At 42.4% G+C, this 17,959-nt stretch carries 17 protein-coding genes; 5 read left to right on the forward strand and 12 right to left on the reverse strand.

All coding sequences use genetic code 11. The features are described from left to right. Positions 1-39: 39 nt before the first annotated feature. Both OCV36_RS07125 and OCV36_RS07130 read right to left on the reverse strand, forming a co-directional pair. Complete coding sequence (locus tag OCV36_RS07125; RefSeq protein WP_135456330.1) at positions 40-1,233, reverse strand: class I SAM-dependent methyltransferase; 1,194 nt, start codon at positions 1,231-1,233, stop codon at positions 40-42. Positions 1,234-1,399: 166 nt separating this feature from the next. Next, positions 1,400-2,803, reverse strand: a complete 1,404-nt coding sequence (locus OCV36_RS07130; protein WP_135456328.1) for a methyl-accepting chemotaxis protein — start codon at positions 2,801-2,803, stop codon at positions 1,400-1,402. Between the two features lie 88 nt (positions 2,804-2,891). Between OCV36_RS07130 and yccX the strand changes: the two genes are divergently transcribed. Next, the gene (yccX, locus tag OCV36_RS07135) at positions 2,892-3,179 is read left to right on the forward strand and encodes an acylphosphatase (protein ID WP_135456326.1); all 288 of its coding nucleotides are present in this window, start codon (positions 2,892-2,894) and stop codon (positions 3,177-3,179) included. Positions 3,180-3,241: 62 nt separating this feature from the next. On the opposite strand, the gene OCV36_RS07140 is transcribed toward yccX, so the two are convergent. From OCV36_RS07140 to OCV36_RS07165, 6 genes are all read right to left on the reverse strand, one after another. Continuing rightward, entirely contained in the window at positions 3,242-3,571 is a 330-nt protein-coding gene (locus OCV36_RS07140) for a TusE/DsrC/DsvC family sulfur relay protein (protein ID WP_017074246.1), read from the reverse strand. Positions 3,572-3,725: 154 nt separating this feature from the next. Continuing rightward, positions 3,726-4,391, reverse strand: coding sequence for a Bax inhibitor-1/YccA family protein (locus OCV36_RS07145; protein WP_017074247.1), 666 nt, complete (start codon positions 4,389-4,391; stop codon positions 3,726-3,728). A gap of 235 nt (positions 4,392-4,626) precedes the next feature. Further along, entirely contained in the window at positions 4,627-5,391 is a 765-nt protein-coding gene (locus OCV36_RS07150; RefSeq protein ID WP_009846639.1) for an amino acid ABC transporter ATP-binding protein, read from the reverse strand. Between the two features lie 22 nt (positions 5,392-5,413). Further along, a complete protein-coding gene (locus OCV36_RS07155) occupies positions 5,414-6,511 on the reverse strand; it encodes an amino acid ABC transporter permease (protein ID WP_017074248.1) in 1,098 nt (365 codons plus the stop codon). A gap of 1 nt (position 6,512) precedes the next feature. Further along, positions 6,513-7,718: an amino acid ABC transporter permease gene (locus OCV36_RS07160; RefSeq protein ID WP_017074249.1), complete on the reverse strand. Its 1,206-nt coding sequence runs from the start codon at positions 7,716-7,718 to the stop codon at positions 6,513-6,515. A gap of 71 nt (positions 7,719-7,789) precedes the next feature. Further along, entirely contained in the window at positions 7,790-8,818 is a 1,029-nt protein-coding gene (locus tag OCV36_RS07165; protein WP_017074250.1) for an amino acid ABC transporter substrate-binding protein, read from the reverse strand. A 481-nt stretch (positions 8,819-9,299) separates the two neighbouring features. Here OCV36_RS07165 and OCV36_RS07170 point away from each other — a divergent pair, with 481 nt between their 5' ends. Continuing rightward, positions 9,300-10,241: a precorrin-2 dehydrogenase/sirohydrochlorin ferrochelatase family protein gene (locus tag OCV36_RS07170; RefSeq protein WP_135456324.1), complete on the forward strand. Its 942-nt coding sequence runs from the start codon at positions 9,300-9,302 to the stop codon at positions 10,239-10,241. A 182-nt stretch (positions 10,242-10,423) separates the two neighbouring features. Here OCV36_RS07170 and OCV36_RS07175 read toward each other — a convergent pair whose 3' ends face one another. Then, the gene (locus OCV36_RS07175; RefSeq protein ID WP_017074252.1) at positions 10,424-10,906 is read right to left on the reverse strand and encodes a YajQ family cyclic di-GMP-binding protein; all 483 of its coding nucleotides are present in this window, start codon (positions 10,904-10,906) and stop codon (positions 10,424-10,426) included. 12 nt (positions 10,907-10,918) lie between these two features. Further along, entirely contained in the window at positions 10,919-11,977 is a 1,059-nt protein-coding gene (locus OCV36_RS07180) for a 3-deoxy-7-phosphoheptulonate synthase (RefSeq protein ID WP_135456322.1), read from the reverse strand. A 207-nt stretch (positions 11,978-12,184) separates the two neighbouring features. On the opposite strand from OCV36_RS07180, the gene OCV36_RS07185 reads away from it, so the two are divergent. Both OCV36_RS07185 and OCV36_RS07190 read left to right on the forward strand, forming a co-directional pair. Next, the gene (locus tag OCV36_RS07185; protein WP_135456320.1) at positions 12,185-13,072 is read left to right on the forward strand and encodes a putative PEP-binding protein; all 888 of its coding nucleotides are present in this window, start codon (positions 12,185-12,187) and stop codon (positions 13,070-13,072) included. Between the two features lie 156 nt (positions 13,073-13,228). Then, positions 13,229-13,714: a PaaI family thioesterase gene (locus tag OCV36_RS07190; protein WP_017074255.1), complete on the forward strand. Its 486-nt coding sequence runs from the start codon at positions 13,229-13,231 to the stop codon at positions 13,712-13,714. Between the two features lie 68 nt (positions 13,715-13,782). Here OCV36_RS07190 and OCV36_RS07195 read toward each other — a convergent pair whose 3' ends face one another. Continuing rightward, positions 13,783-15,138, reverse strand: coding sequence for a hypothetical protein (locus tag OCV36_RS07195; protein WP_102554436.1), 1,356 nt, complete (start codon positions 15,136-15,138; stop codon positions 13,783-13,785). Positions 15,139-15,166: 28 nt separating this feature from the next. On the opposite strand from OCV36_RS07195, the gene OCV36_RS07200 reads away from it, so the two are divergent. Further along, positions 15,167-16,075, forward strand: coding sequence for a CvfB family protein (locus OCV36_RS07200; protein WP_017074257.1), 909 nt, complete (start codon positions 15,167-15,169; stop codon positions 16,073-16,075). A gap of 333 nt (positions 16,076-16,408) precedes the next feature. Here the strand turns inward: OCV36_RS07200 and rsmF are convergent, their stop codons facing one another. After that, positions 16,409-17,830 (reverse strand): 16S rRNA (cytosine(1407)-C(5))-methyltransferase RsmF, encoded by a 1,422-nt coding sequence (rsmF, locus tag OCV36_RS07205; RefSeq protein ID WP_135456319.1) that lies wholly within the window; start codon positions 17,828-17,830, stop codon positions 16,409-16,411. Between the last annotated feature and the right edge of the window lie 129 nt (positions 17,831-17,959).

Genomic DNA, 17,959 nt, shown 5'->3' on the forward strand with positions numbered 1-17,959 from the left:
TCTGTTTTGTTATATCAACTAGCTTCTAAAGTACTAAAATTAAAGCACCTTACATGCAAAACCTTTCAGGTAGAAACCTTCTGGGTAAGCTGTATCAATTAAGTGATCGGCAGCTTGCTCGAAGCGCTCTACAAACTTAACCGTTCGACCTGCATCTAGAGCGGCATCAGCAATGATTTTTTGGAATAAGTCAGCACCCATCAAACCTGAGCAAGAGTAGGTGAGTAGTGTTCCACCTGGCTTCAGGATTTGCATCGCGAGCATGTTCACGTCTTTGTAGCCGTTAGCACCTGATGTTAGGTTGTTTTTGCTTGAAACAAACTTTGGTGGATCCATGATCACTACGTCAAACTTAGTGCCTTGATCTCGGTATTCACGAAGTAGTTTGAATACGTCTGCGTTCAGGAATACTGCACGTTTTTTCGAGATATCGAACTCATTCAGTTCAGCGTTGAACTTAGCTGTATCAAGAGCTAGTTGAGATACGTCTGCGTTGATCACACGTTTCGCATCGCCTTTAAGCGCGTAAAGGCCAAAACCGCCAGTGTATGAAAAACAGTTAAGGACATCTTTGCCTTTAACGTACTTCATAGACTCTTTGCGGCTATCACGTTGGTCCATGTAGAAGCCAGTTTTGTGGCCTTCCATTATGTTCACGCTGATCTTTACGCCGTTTTCTTCAATGACTACTGACTTAGGTGGCTCTTCACCGTGAAGTACACCAACAACTTGTTCTAAGCCCTCTTTTTTACGAACTGCTACGTCAGAGCGTTCGTAAATATTACACTCAGGGAAGCACTCAACTAAAGCTTCAACGATAATACTTTTGTTGAATTCCGCGCCAGCACTCAATAGTTGGCAAACCAAGAAATCTTGGTACTTGTCGATCGTGATACCTGGCAGGCCGTCAGATTCAGCCGCCGTTAATCGGTATCCCGTTAGGCCGTCACGTTCGATGATATCTTCACGTAGTGATTGTGCGTCTTTGAATCTTTTGATGAAAAACGCTTTATTGATTTCTTCCTTTTCAAACGTCCAAACACGAGCGCGAATTTGAGATTCTGGTGAGTAAGCTGCTTTTGCGAGCCATTGACCATTTTGAGCATATACGTCTACAGTTTCACCTGATTGTGGCTCGCCTTCGACTTTATCGATACCGCGTGAAAATACCCAAGGGTGTTTGCGGCGTAGTGATTTGTCACGGCCTTTAGCTAGATGAATTGAAGGAGTCATAATTTACTCTGTTTGTTGAATTTGAAGGAGGGGTATTGTCGGGGAAGTCCAGTTGAAAAGCAAATAGGAAAGGGCTGTAGGAGCAGCCCTAATAACGTTTTTTAATGAATAAGTTGTCATTGGGTAAGACAGCTATGATTAATACCTCAGCGGTCAGATATCAGTATTAAGCCTTTAAGCCTGTCAGCAACTCTTCCATGGTGTCGCTCTGCTTACGCAGTTGATCAACATTGGAATTGCTCTTGCTGATCATTTCACAGATGTTATCTGATTGATGACGAATCTCTTCAACACTTTGAGCGATGTTATCAGCAACAACACCTTGCTCTTCCGCAGCTGTAGCAATTTGAGTACTACTATCAGAAATGGATTGATTCTTTTCTGCTAAAGACCCGATTTCAACGTTCACTTCCGACATTAATGCTTGGCCTTCATTTGCGTTGTTAACCGTTATTTCCATTAATTTTGTCAGTGACTGGCTGTTACGTTGTAATGATTCAATCATACTTTGGATTTCAACCGTTGCTTGTTGCGTTCGTCCTGCTAGAGCGCGAACTTCGTCTGCAACGACAGCAAATCCACGGCCTTGCTCACCAGCACGAGCGGCTTCGATTGCTGCGTTTAATGCCAGTAAGTTCGTTTGCTGTGAAATACCATTAATGGTGGCGACCACTTCATCGATCTGTGCAGCATTCGCATCGAGTTCTTCCACAGCTTGTGAAGCGGATTGGATCTCTTGAGAGAGGCTAGAGATAGAATCCAAAGTATTAGAAACCTTCAGTTGTCCACTTTGTGCGACACCGCGAGCATCCATCGTTTGAGAGCTAGACTCATGAGCTAGGTTTGCGACCTCACGAATGGTCGCGGCCATCTGTTCTGTGGCACTTGCTAAGCTATTTAGGTGTTCTTGCTGATTACCCGAAATGTTTGAGCTTTGTTGTGTTGATTGATTTAAATCCGAGCTGATCTGTTGCATGAGTGCTACAGATTCTTGAATGGAAAGAACCATGTTTTGCTCGCGCTCGGCTACTTTGTCGATGGTAATGGCAATTTCGCTAAACTCATCGCGAACTAAGAAGTAGTTCATACGACAGGTTAAGTCGCCATTAGCGAGCGTGTTCAGAGCTTTGTTTATCGAGAACATCGCGCCACCAATGAAAGTCATGATGTAATAAACACCAAGCGCAATTAGGGTGAGAGTAACTGCGATGATAGAAACTTGAGTCGTAGACAATGCTGACCAAAGGTTTTGGTCATGGCTTGCAACTAAGCTGAATGCACCGTTCATAACTGAGACGGAACCAACACCATAGCCTAAAGAGATGGTTTCAGAATTACTGACAAGCTGAGCAACCTGATCTTTAGTGAGCTGACCAGCTTCGATAAGCCCTTTCATCAAGAGCATTTCTTCTTGATAAAGGTGGGCAAGTAAAGAGTCTGCGGCGCTATCTAAAACAAGAGTTAATATAACCAAGGCGAGAAGAGGTAATAAGAACAGTAGATAGAACTTTTCTTGGATTTTTAGGTGAATGAGATATTTGTCAATCCAACGAAATGGGATTTCTTTCATAATCGTTATACTCGAAGTAAGTCCACCAATAAGCGGTGAATGAATAGAGTTGCAACTATATCATTCATACAATTTATGAGGCAACGTTATGGAAAGTTCACAATATATTTTTGTCGTATCAGGCGTAGTTCAGTGTGTTGGTTTTCGCTATCACACCAGTAGGCAGGCACAAACTCTGGGAATTTCAGGCTATGCAAAAAACCTAAATGATGGCCGAGTTGAAGTGCTAGCTGTCGGAAAGGGTAAGGAAATAGAGAAGTTCCACGCTTGGCTCAATATTGGCCCTTCGAGTGCGACAGTAGACTATGTAGTGATGCATCAAGTTAAAGAAAGTGAGCGGCAGGATGTACGTATGGGGGAGTTTAAAATACTGTAGCTAGCGCACTACAGTATTTACCCTTTACCTTGAGAATAAAGCAACCTAAAGTTGTTTAAGCTTTACAAGCATTTTGCTGGTTTAGGTAAACCAGCGAGCTTGGTTGCTTGTTTAGCGGGGCCTTTCTTGAATAATTTGAATAGGTACTTACTGTTACCTTTCTCTGGGCCGTGCGCTTTTTCCATCGCTTTAACGAGCATACGAACAGCTGGAGAGGTTTTGAACTCTTCGTAAAAGCTTCTTACAAAATGTACCACTTCTAAGTGCGCATCGGTCAGTTCAATCGCCTCATCTTGAGCAAGAATCTCAATCATACCTTCTTCCCATTGTGTGTAGTCCAATAGGTAGCCTTGAGCGTCGGTTTCAATTTGCTTGCCGTGATATTCAAACATGTTTAATCCAGAATCAAATTTACTATGAGGATAGGGTACATGACCAAGTTTACCTTGCTCAATAGATATTGTAGTTATCTACGAAATATTATACCTACAGGCACAAAAAAGCCCAAGAGACAGGCTCTTGGGCTACGTTTTCAGTGTTGAGTGATTAGTCGTTACTGTTCATGATGCCTAAGATACTTAGTAGGCTGATGAAGATGTTGTAGATAGAAACATACAAGCTAATCGTTGCCGAGATGTAGTTCGTTTCACCACCACGTATGATGCTTTGCGTTGTTAGCAAGATCACACCAGTAGAGAATAGGATGAACATACCGCTCATTGCTAATGATAACAGAGGCATTTGTAGGAAGATGTTTGCAACCATACCTACCAGCAGTACAACGAAACCAGCCATTAGCATACCGTTAAGGAATGAAAGATCACGCTTAGTTGTAAGTGCGTAAGCTGACGCTGCCATGAATGCTAATGCTGTACCACCTAGTGCGGTTAGGATGACATCACCCATACCTGCGCCAACGTACATGTTTAAGATTGGACCGATGGTGTAGCCTAGGAAGCCTGTAAACAGGAACGTGAAGACTAAACCCATGCCGTTGTCACGGTTCTTCTCAGTTAAGAAAAGTAGACCGTAGAAACCAACTAGCATGATAATAAGACCAGGACGAGGAAGGTTCATCGCCATAGATACGCCTGCTACTACAGCAGACCAAAGTAGTGTCATAGACAGTAGTGCGTATGTGTTACGCAACACTTTATTGGTTTGCAGAGCACTTTCTTGAGTTGCTGTGCGTGAAAACATAGGGCTGTTCATAATCTTCCTCGTAAGGTGACTTCAATAGTTATTAGTACATTTATGGGGCTGAAAGTTCGAAAAATCAAGTCTTTCATTCCTTTTGTATACTTAAAATAATAATCAAAATAGTCGTCTAAGTGTTCGTCAAGATGTAACAAATCATTACAAGCGTTTCATCGCTACAACTTAAAGAAGCTTTTAATAACGAAAAGGCGACCGAAGCCGCCTCTGTTTATATCAGTATAGTATCACATTAATGGTGTAATATTTGACTCAAGAAGTTCTGAGTTCGATCTGATTGAGGATTTTCGAAGAAATCAACAGGGTTATTTTCTTCAATAATTTCTCCTGCATCCATAAAGATAACACGGTCGGCAACCTCTTTTGCAAAACCCATCTCGTGCGTTACACACAACATCGTCATGCCTTCTTCTGCAAGTTCAACCATTACATCCAGCACCTCGCGCACCATCTCAGGGTCGAGCGCTGATGTAGGTTCGTCAAACAACATGACTTGAGGGTTCATACATAAAGAGCGCGCAATTGCCACACGTTGTTGTTGACCACCAGAGAGCTGCCCCGGAAACTTATCGGCTTGCTCTGGTATTTTTACACGTTCGAGAAATTTCATCGCGATCGCTTCGGCTTCTTCTTTCGGCATCTTCTTCACCCAAATAGGTGCTAGGGTGCAATTTTCCAATACGGTTAGGTGAGGGAACAGATTGAAGTGCTGGAAACACATGCCCACATCGCGTCGAACCGCTTCAATGTTTTTCAGGTCTTCCGTTAGCTCATTGCCGGACACAAAGATATGGCCTTTTTGGTGCTCTTCTAATCGGTTAATACAACGAATCATCGTTGATTTCCCTGAACCTGAAGGGCCACAAATAACGATTTTTTCGCCTTTTTTAACTTCCAAGTTGATGTTTTTAAGAACGTGGAACTCACCGTACCACTTGTTCATGTCTTTTAACTCGATCATAAGACCTTGAGAGTTGTTTTCTGTTTGCTGCGTCATAATACGTCCTTGATCTTGTTAATTATCGTTTGTGACCGGTGTGAAGTTTGTTTTCTAGCCAGATCGAATATCTCGACATGCCAAAACAAAACACCCAGAACACTAACGCGACAAATACATAACTTTCTGTGGAGAAACCAAGCCATTCAGGATCGGTATTCGCGGCTTGGCCTATCCCTAGTACATCAAACATACCGATAATCAAAACAAGACTGGTATCTTTGAACAAGCCAATAAAGGTGTTCACAATTGAAGGAATCGTGATTTTTAGAGCTTGAGGAAGAATGATAAGCCCGGTCTTTTTCCAGTAGCTCAACCCCAGCGCATCAGCTGCTTCGTATTGACCCTTTGGTATTGCTTGTAAACCACCACGAATTACTTCTGCCATGTAAGCCGCACTGAACAGCACAACACCGACAAGCGCCCTGATCAGTTTGTCAGTCTCCATTCCTTCAGACAAAAATAAAGGTAGCATTACCGATGCCATGAATAGAACCGTGATAAGCGGAACACCACGCCAGATTTCAATGTAAACGGTACACATACTGCGGATTATCGGCATGTCTGAACGTCGACCTAGCGCTAGCGCTACACCGATTGGTAGAGAAACAACAATACCGACGAGAGCAATGATTAATGTAACCAGTAATCCGCCCCATTTATGTGTATCAACCACTTCCAACCCGAAGATACCGCCGTAAAGAAGACCAGCGATCAAGAAAGGGTAAATGTTTACAAAAAATAACCAGATCCACGTACGTTTAGGTGTTTTTTCGTAAGCTAATATAGCGACAAAAAAGGCTAAAGTTGCGTAAAAAAGGCGAGGTCGCCACAGCTCAGCTTCAGGGTAGAAGCCATACATGAACTGGTCCCAACGAACGCTAATAAAAACCCAACAAGCGCCATCACTTGTACAAGCATCTCGAGTTGTTCCTATCCAATCAGCATTAATGAACGCCCAATCTGCTACTGCCCAAAGTAAAGTGAAAGCAAAGTAACCAAGAATAACGGTTACTACACTGTTTACTGGTCCATTAAATAGATTTTTTCGTAACCAACCGACAGGGCCAACGGTATTCGCTGGAGGCGGAAGGTCAGGTTGAAATTGATGTGTACTCATCTTATCTCTCCACCAACGCTACTTTGCGGTTGTATATGTTCATTAGAGCGGACGTTAATAGGCTTAAGGTCAGGTAGACGCCCATTGTCATCGCGATTACTTCGATAGCTTGCCCTGTTTGGTTCAATGTTGTGCCTGCAAATACAGAGACAAGATCGGGATAACCAATTGCCATCGCCAATGATGAGTTTTTGGTCAGGTTCAAATACTGACTGGTTAGTGGTGGGATAATAATTCTTAATGCCTGTGGAATAATCACAAGCTTAAGTGTTCTCGAACGTGGGATACCTAGAGACATCGCGGCCTCTGTTTGTCCATGGTTTACAGCATTTATACCTGAGCGAACAATCTCCGCGATGAAAGCTGCTGTGTAGATACTTAAAGCAAGCATTAACGCGGCAAGCTCAGGAATGATGCTAATACCGCCTTTGAAGTTAAACCCTTTCAAAACAGGGTATTCAGCAGAGATAGGCATGCCCATAACAAAATAAGTGATTAGTGGTAAGCCAACAATCAATGCTGCTGCGATACGCACCATCGGTGTTTGCTGACCCGTTAATTTCTGCTTATTGTTGGCCCAAATGTTGATGAAAAATGTAGCGACGATTCCGGCAATTAATATCGCGATGACAATGCTGCTGCCTTGCTCCAATACTGGTGCAGGAAAATACAAACCACGAACGTTCAAGAAAATGGCTTCGCCAAGACTCATACTTTGACGAGCTGAAGGCAATGCTTGTAAAACGGCGAAATACCAGAAAAATATTTGTAGAAGAAGAGGGATATTTCGGAATATCTCAATGTAGACAGCTGCAAATCGGCTAACTAACCAATTTGAAGAGAGCCTAGCAATACCCATACTAAAACCCAGTACCGTGGCTAACATGATGCCCAGCACTGAAACCAGAGCGGTATTGAGAAGACCGATAAAGAAAGTACGACCGTATGAGAACGTTTCGTCGTATTCGATGAGGGTTAAGCCGATACCAAAACCAGCTTCTTGGGATAGAAAATCAAAACCAGTGGCGATACCACGGGAATCTAAGTTAGTGAGTGCGTTATTTACAATCGTGTAAAAGAAAGCGCAGAGAGCTCCGACAGCGAGAATTTGGAAAACGATTGAGCGAAAAGTGGGGTTGTAAAATAGGTTGGCACTTTTGGGCTGTGGCTTTGCCTGAGCTGGAGAAATAGTTTCATTAGGTTTCATACTACTATAACCTCAAATCCATTTAATAAATAGGGCGGAAAACTCCGCCCTAATTGATGCTTGAAAATTTATTAACGGATTGGTGGAGCGTACATAAAGCCGCCCGCATTCCATAATGCATTTACACCACGAGAAATTTGAAGTGGAGAACCTGTACCAACAGTACGTTCAAAACTCTCACCATAGTTACCGACTTGTTTAATTACTTGGTAACCCCAGTCGTCACGAATGCCAAGGCCTTTACCTTTAGGACCGTCTACACCAAGAATACGTTTGATGTTTGGATCTTTTGACTTAAGCATTTCGTCAGCATTTTTAGAAGAGATGCCATATTCTTCAGCGTTAATCATTGCTGAAAGTGTCCATTTAGCTACGTTAAACCATTTGTCATCATCTTGGCGCACTACAGGGCCTAGTGGTTCTTTAGAGATGATTTCAGGAAGTACTTGTGCAGACTTTGGATCAGCAAGATTCAGGCGAAGTGCGTATAGACCAGATTGGTCAGTCGTTAGTACGTCACAACGACCAGCGTCGAAACCTTTAGATGTTTGCGCTGCTGTATCAAATACCACTGGCTTGTAAGTCATGCCACTGTTACGGAAGTAATCGGCTAAGTTAAGTTCAGTCGTTGTACCTGATTGAACACATACTGAAGCGCCATCAAGCTCTTGAGCACTTGTAAGGCCTAGTTCTTTTTTAACCATGAAGCCTTGACCATCGTAGTAGTTTACACCTACGAAGTTGAGACCTAGGGCACTGTCACGATGTAATGTCCATGTTGTGTTACGAGATAGTACGTCGATTTCACCAGATTGAAGCGCGGTAAAACGCTCTTTTGCTGTTAGAGGTACATACTTAACTTTAGTTTTGTCACCGAGTACAGCCGCTGCAAGCGCTTGACAATACTCAACATCGATTCCTTCCCATTCACCTTTTGAGTTAGGGTTAGAGAACCCTGGAAGACCGGTACTTACACCACAAGTTAAAAAGCCTTGAGATGTGACTTTGTCCAGAGTGCTTTCTGCCGCTGATGCTGATGTTGCCATCATCGCAGTTGATGCAGCTACTACTGAAGCAAGAAGTGTTAGTTTATTTGTCATTTGTATCCTTCCTTGTTAACCAGGTGACACCTGATACTCGTGCTCATTTGAGTTTTTCTATATGTGTTACGTTTTCTATGACCTTGTTACTCAAATCAAACGGGTTGCATTTTGCAAATGAAACTGTGTGCGATTTAAACAACTATTTATAAGGTTAGGAAAGGATCCGTACTTTCACAAATGTATAATTTAAAAAGAATTTTGAATGAAATCACAAATCCGAACACAATTAGAATGACCAAATGTTAACTTAATGTAAATAGTGCAGCGGCTCACACTGTTGGTGCAACAAGATTTAGATTTTTATATTGATAATTGACTAGGTAAATATTCTGAATCAACATCACAATACTGAAACATTAAACTTCAGAAAGATTGAAATTTGGTGGATAAATATTTTTATTACACTTGGGTAGTTATTAATATGCTCCAAATTTGGTAGCATGGTTGAATAGTTATTGAAGTCGTCTCAAGGAAGAACATGCGTTATTTCCCAATGTTTTTAGATGTAGAGAATAAGCCAGTTCTAGTGGTTGGTGGGGGTGAGGTTGCTTGCCGAAAAGTCGACAGTTTGTTAAGAGCAGGGGCGAATGTAACGGTAGTGTCTCCCAAGGTTGCGCCTTACTTAAAGCAGTTAGTTGACGAGAGTAAACTTCATTGGGTTCAAAACTTTTACTCGTCACAAATTATCTCGGAAAATTATTTGCAGGTATGGGCTACAACAGACAACCCGAACTTGAACCATCAAGTACATAATGATGCGAAAAAACTGGGTATTTTAGTCAATGTAGTGGATGACTTGCCTTACTGTGACTTCATCACTCCATCTATAATAAATCGCGGAAGAATCCAAATTGCGATCTCTAGCGGTGGTGCATCGCCTGTTTTGGTAAGAAATATTAGAGAAAAACTCGAAACTGTGCTTCCGCAAAATATAGGTTTGATTGCAGACTTTGGTGCATCAAAACGCAATTCAATCAAAGAGTCGTTTCCTACTGTCGATGAGCGTCGCAAGTTTTGGGAGCGATTCTTGTCATCAAGCTTTATCGAACAGGTCGTAGATAGAGAGCAATTAGAAGCGTTTTACCAACAAGCGTTGACCGAAGGTGTAGACAATGAAGGGCGGGTAACCTGGATTGAATTCGATCAAGATGTCGAGCTTTTATCTATGAAAGCGTTGCGCTTGATGCAAGAGGCAGAGCTGGTATTGTCACCGAGTGATTGCCCATTCGAATTCGTTGATCTGTGCCGCCGTGACGCAGAAAGGGAGAGTTATGATAACAGTGGTGAGCTCTCTACCAAGCTAGAACATGCAAGAACTCAGAACTTACGAGTGTGTGTGTTCATTCCACCAGCGAGCGTAGAGTTTAATTTACTGGCAGGTAAAGACCTGAAACTGTCTGTTGCTAAAGTACTTAGTTGAGTTGACAGATTTTAGCTGAAGCGAGCGTTTTCTAGTTGTTTGAAATCGGCTAGAGGCCCTGAATAAGACTGAGCTGATAAATAAAAAGCCACTTCCCAAAAGAAGTGGCTTTTTGCTATTTCGAACACGACATTGTGCTGATGAATGAGCAACCTAAATAAGTGGTCGCTCAAACTCAAAAATTAGTCGCGGAAGTTGTCAAATTGGAAAGGTTGACCAAGCTCGCCGCTACGAACTAAAGCCATAACAGCTTGTAGATCGTCGCGCTTCTTACCCGTTACACGAACTTTTTCGCCTTGGATAGCAACTTGAACTTTCACTTTGTTATCTTTGATTAGCTTAACGATTTTCTTAGCAACATCCGCTTCGATGCCTTGCTTGAAAACAACCGTTTGGTGCCAAGTACGACCTGTTTGGTCAGCCGCTTTCGCTTCCATCGCATTCGGATCAACATTACGCTTTGTTAGGTTGCTACGAAGGATGTCGCGCATCTGCTTCAGTTGGAAATCGTCTTGAGCACTCAGCTTTACGGATTCATCTTTGTAATCAAAGCTAGCGTCTACACCACGAAAATCGAAACGAGTCGAAAGCTCACGGTTAGCGTTGTCTACAGCGTTACGCAGTTCTACTGATTCTACTTCAGAGATAATGTCAAATGATGGCATTGTGTTAGGTCCTTAAGCTAAATTTCTATCTTTAATTGCCGTTGCAAGCATGTCTAGCATTGTTGCAGTATCTTCCCAGCTTAAGCATGGGTCAGTGATAGACTTGCCGTACTCTAGGTTATTGATGTCTGTCATTGGCTGGTTACCTTCAACAATGAAGCTTTCCGCCATGATACCTGCAATTTGATTTTTGTTAGATTTGATCTGTTCACAAATATCTTGTGCAACGTCTAGCTGCTTACGGTGTTGTTTCTGACAGTTAGCGTGGCTAAAGTCGACAACTAAGCGCTCAGGAAGGTTAACTTCTGCCAGTTGCTTACATGCGTTTTCAACAGATTCAGCGTCGAAGTTAGGACCTTTATCACCACCACGCAGAATTACGTGACCGTATGGGTTACCAGAAGTACGGTAAACCGTCATGCGACCGTTCTTATCTGGAGAGTAGAAGTAGTGTGAAGCATGTGCAGCACGAATCGCATCGATAGCAATTTTGATGTTGCCGTTAGTTGCGTTCTTGAAGCCAACTGGGCAAGACAATGCTGACGCCATTTCACGGTGAATCTGAGATTCAGTTGTACGAGCACCAATTGCGCCCCAAGTGATCAGGTCTGCAATGTATTGGCCCGTGATCATATCAAGGAATTCAGTTGCAGTAGCAAGACCAAGCTTATTGATATCCAATAGAAGCTTACGAGCTTTGTTTAAGCCTGTTTCAAGTGCATATGAGCCATCAAGGTTAGGATCGGTAATCAAACCTTTCCAACCTACAACGGTACGAGGTTTCTCGAAGTAGGTTCTCATTACTACGAACAGCTCATCTTTGTACTGTTCTTGAATTTGGCTTAGACGCTCAGCGTAATCAAGAGCCGCATCTGTGTCATGAACAGAGCAAGGGCCAACGATAACTAATAGGCGGTTATCACGACCTGTTAAGATATCTTCGATTTGGCGGCGAGAATTTTTAATGCGCTCAGCAACGTCGTCAGTAATAGGATGTGCATTGCCTAATTCGGCAGGAGTTGGCATAGGACCCAGAGCTTGGGTTCTCAACTCATCAGTTTTTAATGGCATGTGATAGCTTTTTTATTCTATTGCGAAGTGGTTAAGATAACGGAATTGAACAGAGGAATAAACTCTCTTAAGTCAAAGTTATCTCTGTTATTGCTAATATTCTTATTTTTATCAGCAGCCCAGCGTCAAATAAGGGATTTTCACTTGTATTAACAGGCAGCTATCGGTATTTTCGTTTGAACACAACATAAAAATGCTGGAGCAGCAATGACTCAAGAAAATCAAAGCACTTTGCACCCAGAACTGGTCTTAGGTGATGTGCTGCCTTCTTATAACGATAATAATAATTCCAACCACTTATACGTTTCACTATCTGAGTTGATAATGGATCGTGTCTTCTACCATCCAAGTATAGAAAGCCATTTAGAAACTCTTTCTGATATAGAAAAAACCTCGTTGAATGCCATTCTTGGCGATAAAAGTGTCGATGAACATTTTGTTTCTACACTTGTTGTTGCAATTCAAGCGGCAATTCAACCTAGTCATACTAAAATACGAATTGCTTTGAGCAGCGCAGACAGCTTTGGCTTTCGTTCATTGCTAGGCGGTAGCTGTGAAGTAGAAGAAGTTAACCCGGCGCTTGGCGTTCGTGGTGTGGCTCGCTACGCGACACAGGAATACAGCAAGGCGTTCGCGCTAGAGTGTCAGGTAATCAAGACACTGCGAGAGCATGGTATCAACGTTGAAGTGGTTGTTCCTTACGTTCGCGCACTAAGTGATGCCGCTAAGATTATCGATTTGCTCGCAGAGCAAGGTTTACCGCGTGGGCTGAATGGTTTGAAAGTTCTGTTCTCTTGCGACGTGCCATCAGCGGTATTGCTGAGTGAACGATTACTGCATTACTTTGATGGTGTTGTCGTTAATGTTGATAGCTTAGCGTCTTTCACATTAGGTGTAGATAAGCAAAATGAAAGTCAGCAACATGCTTTTGACCCTCAAAACGAGGCTGTAATTACCTTATTGGATATGATCGTTAAAGCAACGCTTCATGCGAAGAAACCAGTATTATTGGTAACTCAAGGGTTGATTGACTATCCTCGCTTACAAGGTTACATCGCTGACCTTGAAGGTGTTGAAACGGTGGTTACCGCGTAAACAATTAGCCAGTTGCACAATTTCTTGAAGCTCTAATGCTTTGAGAATGAAAGAGATATCATTGTTCGATGGTATCTCTTTTTTGTAACATTTTTTTGACATTTCGATCTTGAATCTATTAACTGGTCAGAGGACTAATTATGCTAGGTGACTCGGATGTTAACCCCTTTACAAAAAGCTAATCTCTACTTAACTATGTTTGGTATGTTCAAAGTACCGTTAATTTGGTTATGTCGGCCGAAGTTACTTGCCCTTGATGATAAGCATGTCGAACTTAAGATCCCTCTTAAAAGAAGAACTAAGAATCACTTAAATAGTATGTATTTTGGTGTATTAGCTGTGGGAGCTGATGTTGCAGGGGGCTTTCTTGCGATGAGCAAATCTCAACAGCAAGGAGAAAAAATATCGTTGGCATTTAAAGAGGTCACCGGCAATTTCTTGAAGCGCCCTGAAGCCGATGTGCATTTTACATGTAACGATGGTGAACTCATTAATACTATGCTGGCTGAAACAATGTCGACGGGTGAACGTGTTAATCAAGCCGTAACGATTATCGCGACTTGTCCTTCTTTACATGGTGATGAGCCAATGGCAGAGTTTCAGCTGACACTGTCTATTAAGAAAGTCCCTTCCAGACGTTAATCTTCATTTCGAGCAATGATAAACCAAAACTGCAGTATGCGATTTAGTAGCTACATACTGCAATTCTTTTAAGATTCTTGAGTAATCTGTTCGATATCTACGATTTTTGAGCGGTTCATTACGATTTTCCAACGGTAATATGTCGGTTCATTATCGTGATTATTTTCTTTGATGATTAAATTAAGAAGGTGGCGCTTTTCTACTGACTCACGGCTCACTTGTCCCTCATTCAGGCGATAAACGTTATTCGACCCTTTGTCCATCAAACGCGTCAGAGCTCTCAAACTGATAGAAAGCGTTTCGCGAGTCTCTTCGTAACCACTCATGAATGTTGATGTCGACATTTCAGTGTGCGAACGATAATGCAAGATTTGTTCTTCACGCTGTACAACACGCTTCTTGCGGATCGATTGAATGCGATCGGCTAGCTTAGAAAAGTTAGCGTAATCCAACCATTCCAATTTATGGCCAACAGACTTATTGGTTGTCGGATCAAAGTAACGACGTTTCCATTTTGGTTTGCCTTTACGAAGCCAGCGCCAAAGGATATCTCTTAAGTCATCTTTGAATATTTCGCGCAACGCATAGATGAATGACATCGACACGATGAACGAGGCGGTAATTTCGCCTAAGAAGTCACGGGCTAATATGACCGTTGTCGTTACTACTACCATCACCAAACCCGTCGCGATACCTTTAACGGCTCGTTTTACGTTTTTACCCATTGATGTCGTCTTTTCTTTGAGGACGATAGGGTGCTCAATTAAACGGCGAAGCAATCGCATTTTGTTGCTAAGACGAGTAACGTCTTCTCGAACCCTTGCTGAGTTGTAGCGATTAAGCTTTCGGTGAGCCGTTTCTTTTTCGCATAGTATTAAAAGACGTTCTTTGATGGTCGAATATTCACTGCCTCGTGGCATGTGAGAAACCAACGATAAGAACTTTTGCTCAGTGTACCAAGAAAGGTAGTTATCAATGTTTGCGTAGTAGCGTTTGAGGTTTTCTTCGTAAGGAATACTTCGTCGGAGCTTTTTCAAGATATCTAACGCGAGCTCAATAACTTCGTCGACGTCATCAGCCGTTACGTCGTCACTATCTGTCTTATTTAAGCTGCTCACGGCTTTATCTAAGGCAATAACATATTGATACGCGAACAAACTCAAACTCACACGATACTGTGTCGTTGATAAACGTCCACGCTTTGCCAAACGGCTGTGTACCAATGGCAGCAGTGTCTTATCACTGTAGTAAGCACGTTTTTGAGTGATCGAGCTGTAAAAAAATGCACTTTCAGAAAGCACTTCAGGCGTCAGTCCGAGTTCACCGGGAATGAATAGATAAACGTCCATGTCGAGCTTTTTTGTTTTCGCCATCGCATGGTTAATTTTAAGTGTTATCGCATCTTGTTTATCAACGGTGATCAACGATGTCTCCTAGAATATAAAAATATGAATGAAACTAGCGAAAGCATATCAGAGATCACGTATAATCACCGCCAAATTTAAAGTAGAGACAATCTTGATGATTAATATTGGTCAAATAAACAATTTAGAAGTAGTAAAACAAGCAGACTTCGGTGTATTCCTTGACGCTAGCGACTATGGAACCGTGTTGCTTCCTAAACGGTTTACTCCTGAAGGTGTTGAAATTGGTCAAAAGTTAGATGTTTTCTTATACATTGATTCTGACAACCAGATCGCAGCGACCACTGAAAAACCAATTGCTCAAGTGGGGCAGTTTGGCTTGATGACGGTTGAAGGCGTAAACAGCATTGGTGCATTTATGAATTGGGGCGTGAAAGGTAAAGATCTTCTTGTTCCTTTCAGCGAGCAACGTGGCCGCCTAAATGAAGGTCAGTCAATTTTAGTCTATGTGTATATTGATAAAGCATCTAGCCGCATTGTAGGTACAACGAAGTTTAACAAGTGGTTAGATAACACGCCGGCGACATATGAACGCAATCAGCAAGTGGATCTTATCATCGCTGAGCGTAGTCAATTAGGCTACAAAGCGATTGTAAACGGTGAACACTGGGGAATGATCTTCCCATCAGACATCATTGGTAAGTTGTTCATCGGTAAATCGCTAAAAGGCTACATCAAAAACGTCCGTGAAGAAGATGGCAAAATTGATCTATCTCTTCAAAAAATCGGAGTGGCTAAGATGGATGATCTAAGCACTAAGATTCTAGACTTACTTGAGAAGAAAGGCGGCTTTTTACCTTTGAATGATAAGTCTTCACCTGAAGCGATTTTTTCTGCGTTCAGAACCAGTAAAGGTACATTCAAAAAGACCATTGGTGGTTTGTACAAATCTGGTAAGATTGCTATCGATAAAGAAGGCATCCGTTTAGCTGAATAAGCGAGTCTGTCGGTCAAAAAAAAGCCCAAACCTTCCTGTTTGGGCTTAGGGGAAAGGGCTCCGAAGAGCCTACGCTAATCGTTGTAGTTCGTTTGCCTAATAGACAGAAGTTTAGTTTAAATTCACCAATATGCGATTTTTCATAGCGAAAGTAGTGACTTGAATTGATGTTTATGTAATTAAGCGTTGATTTGACGATGTTTTTATTTACGCTAATTGTGCTAAAAGCAGTTAAACGTCGTTAAAGCAGAATAGAAAAAGCCCAAGCAACTTACGTTGTTTGGGCTTTTTGTTTTTTGCTAGTAAAAGGCGGTGATGCTTTTAATCGAACGACTAGAAAAGGTTTTTATCGCGCACAAGTTCTCGCGGTAAACCGTTTTTTACTCGGTTTCCTACCCACTTGCCAAGGCCAATGATTGCGCCGTTATACTTCACCAACACTTCCCCTTTGCCCGATAGGCCTTCAGGACGCACATCTCGTCCCATAAACCATTCGCGAGCATCTTCAATGCATAGCTCTACAATATTGACTTCATTGCCTGTAGCCAGTGTTGTGGCTACCTGGTGTTGCCAGCGATAGCCTTTTTTATGAGTCTCAGCGATTTTGATGCCCATACGAGAGAAGCGGAACTCACCGAGCATTGGCTCTAGCGCTTCAGGGAATAGCCAAACGTCTTTATCTCGGGTCCAAACTTGAGTATCAGTGGGTAGCTTGATGTCTAATGTACTAAACAGCTGTTCTGCGACTTCTTGTTGAGCTTTCTTTGTTGCCTTCTCGAATGGGAATTTCCCCAGGCGTTTTTTAACTTCTGGCGGTGTAACAGACGCTAATTTTCGGATACGTGCGACGAAGAAACCTTCCGAGTCATACACCTGTGGGAAGATGTGAAGAAAGCCTTCTTCCGTCGTGGTTGCTTTTGCGTTGTCGAACAGTGATTCAAGAGATTCAAATTCAACCGCATCACCAAAGGTTTCTTTTAGGTGATGACACACTTGTTGGTTTTCTTCTGTGCTTAATGTGCAAGTCGAGTAAACCAAAACGCCGTTAGGCTTTAACGCGTGGAATGCACTTTCAATGAGGTCTTTTTGCGTGTTGGCAATATCGACTACTGATTGATACGTCCAGTTTTTCATCGCATCGGCGTCTTTACGAATTGTGCCTTCACCAGAGCAGGGTGCGTCAAGCAATACGGCATCAAACTGTTCTGGTAACCAACCTCCGAACACACGCCCATCAAAATTGCTTAGTGCTGCATTACGAACACCACAACGTTCGATGTTTGCATGAAGTACTTTTACTCGGCTTGCCGCGTATTCATTGGCAACCAATACTCCACGGTTATTCATTAATGCTGCAATTTGGGTCGTTTTCGAACCTGGTGCTGCAGCTGTATCTAACACGGCTTGATAATCTTCTTCGCCTTGAAATAGCGCAGAAGGCGGCATCATAGAGCTGGCTTCTTGGATGTAAAAAAGCCCAGACATGTGTTCTGCCGTATTGCCTAGAGGCGCTTCACTTTCATCGGCAGTGATCCAAAATCCCGTTTCACACCACGGTACAGGTTCCAGTTCCCACCCTTTATCTTTTGCACGCACGAGGAAGTCTTCGACACTGATCTTCAGTGTGTTTACACGAATGCTTTTACGAAGTGGCTTTTGACAAGATGCGACAAAAGAAGCCATATCTAAATGGCTTGGCATGATGCCTTCAATGTGAGTTAGAAATTCTTCAGGGATATATACGTTAGCGTGCAAAAGGGTATCTCGATTTATAGCGGTAATGCGAGCAGTTTAAAGCAAAATCAGATTGTCCTAAACCATATTTGTTTCAAACAATAAAAATGCAGCTCAATGGCTGCATTTTTAAGAAGAATTCATCTTCCA

Origin of the sequence: Vibrio echinoideorum, from assembly GCF_024347455.1 — a bacterium.
In the GTDB taxonomy this organism is placed as follows: Bacteria; Pseudomonadota; Gammaproteobacteria; order Enterobacterales; family Vibrionaceae; genus Vibrio; species Vibrio echinoideorum.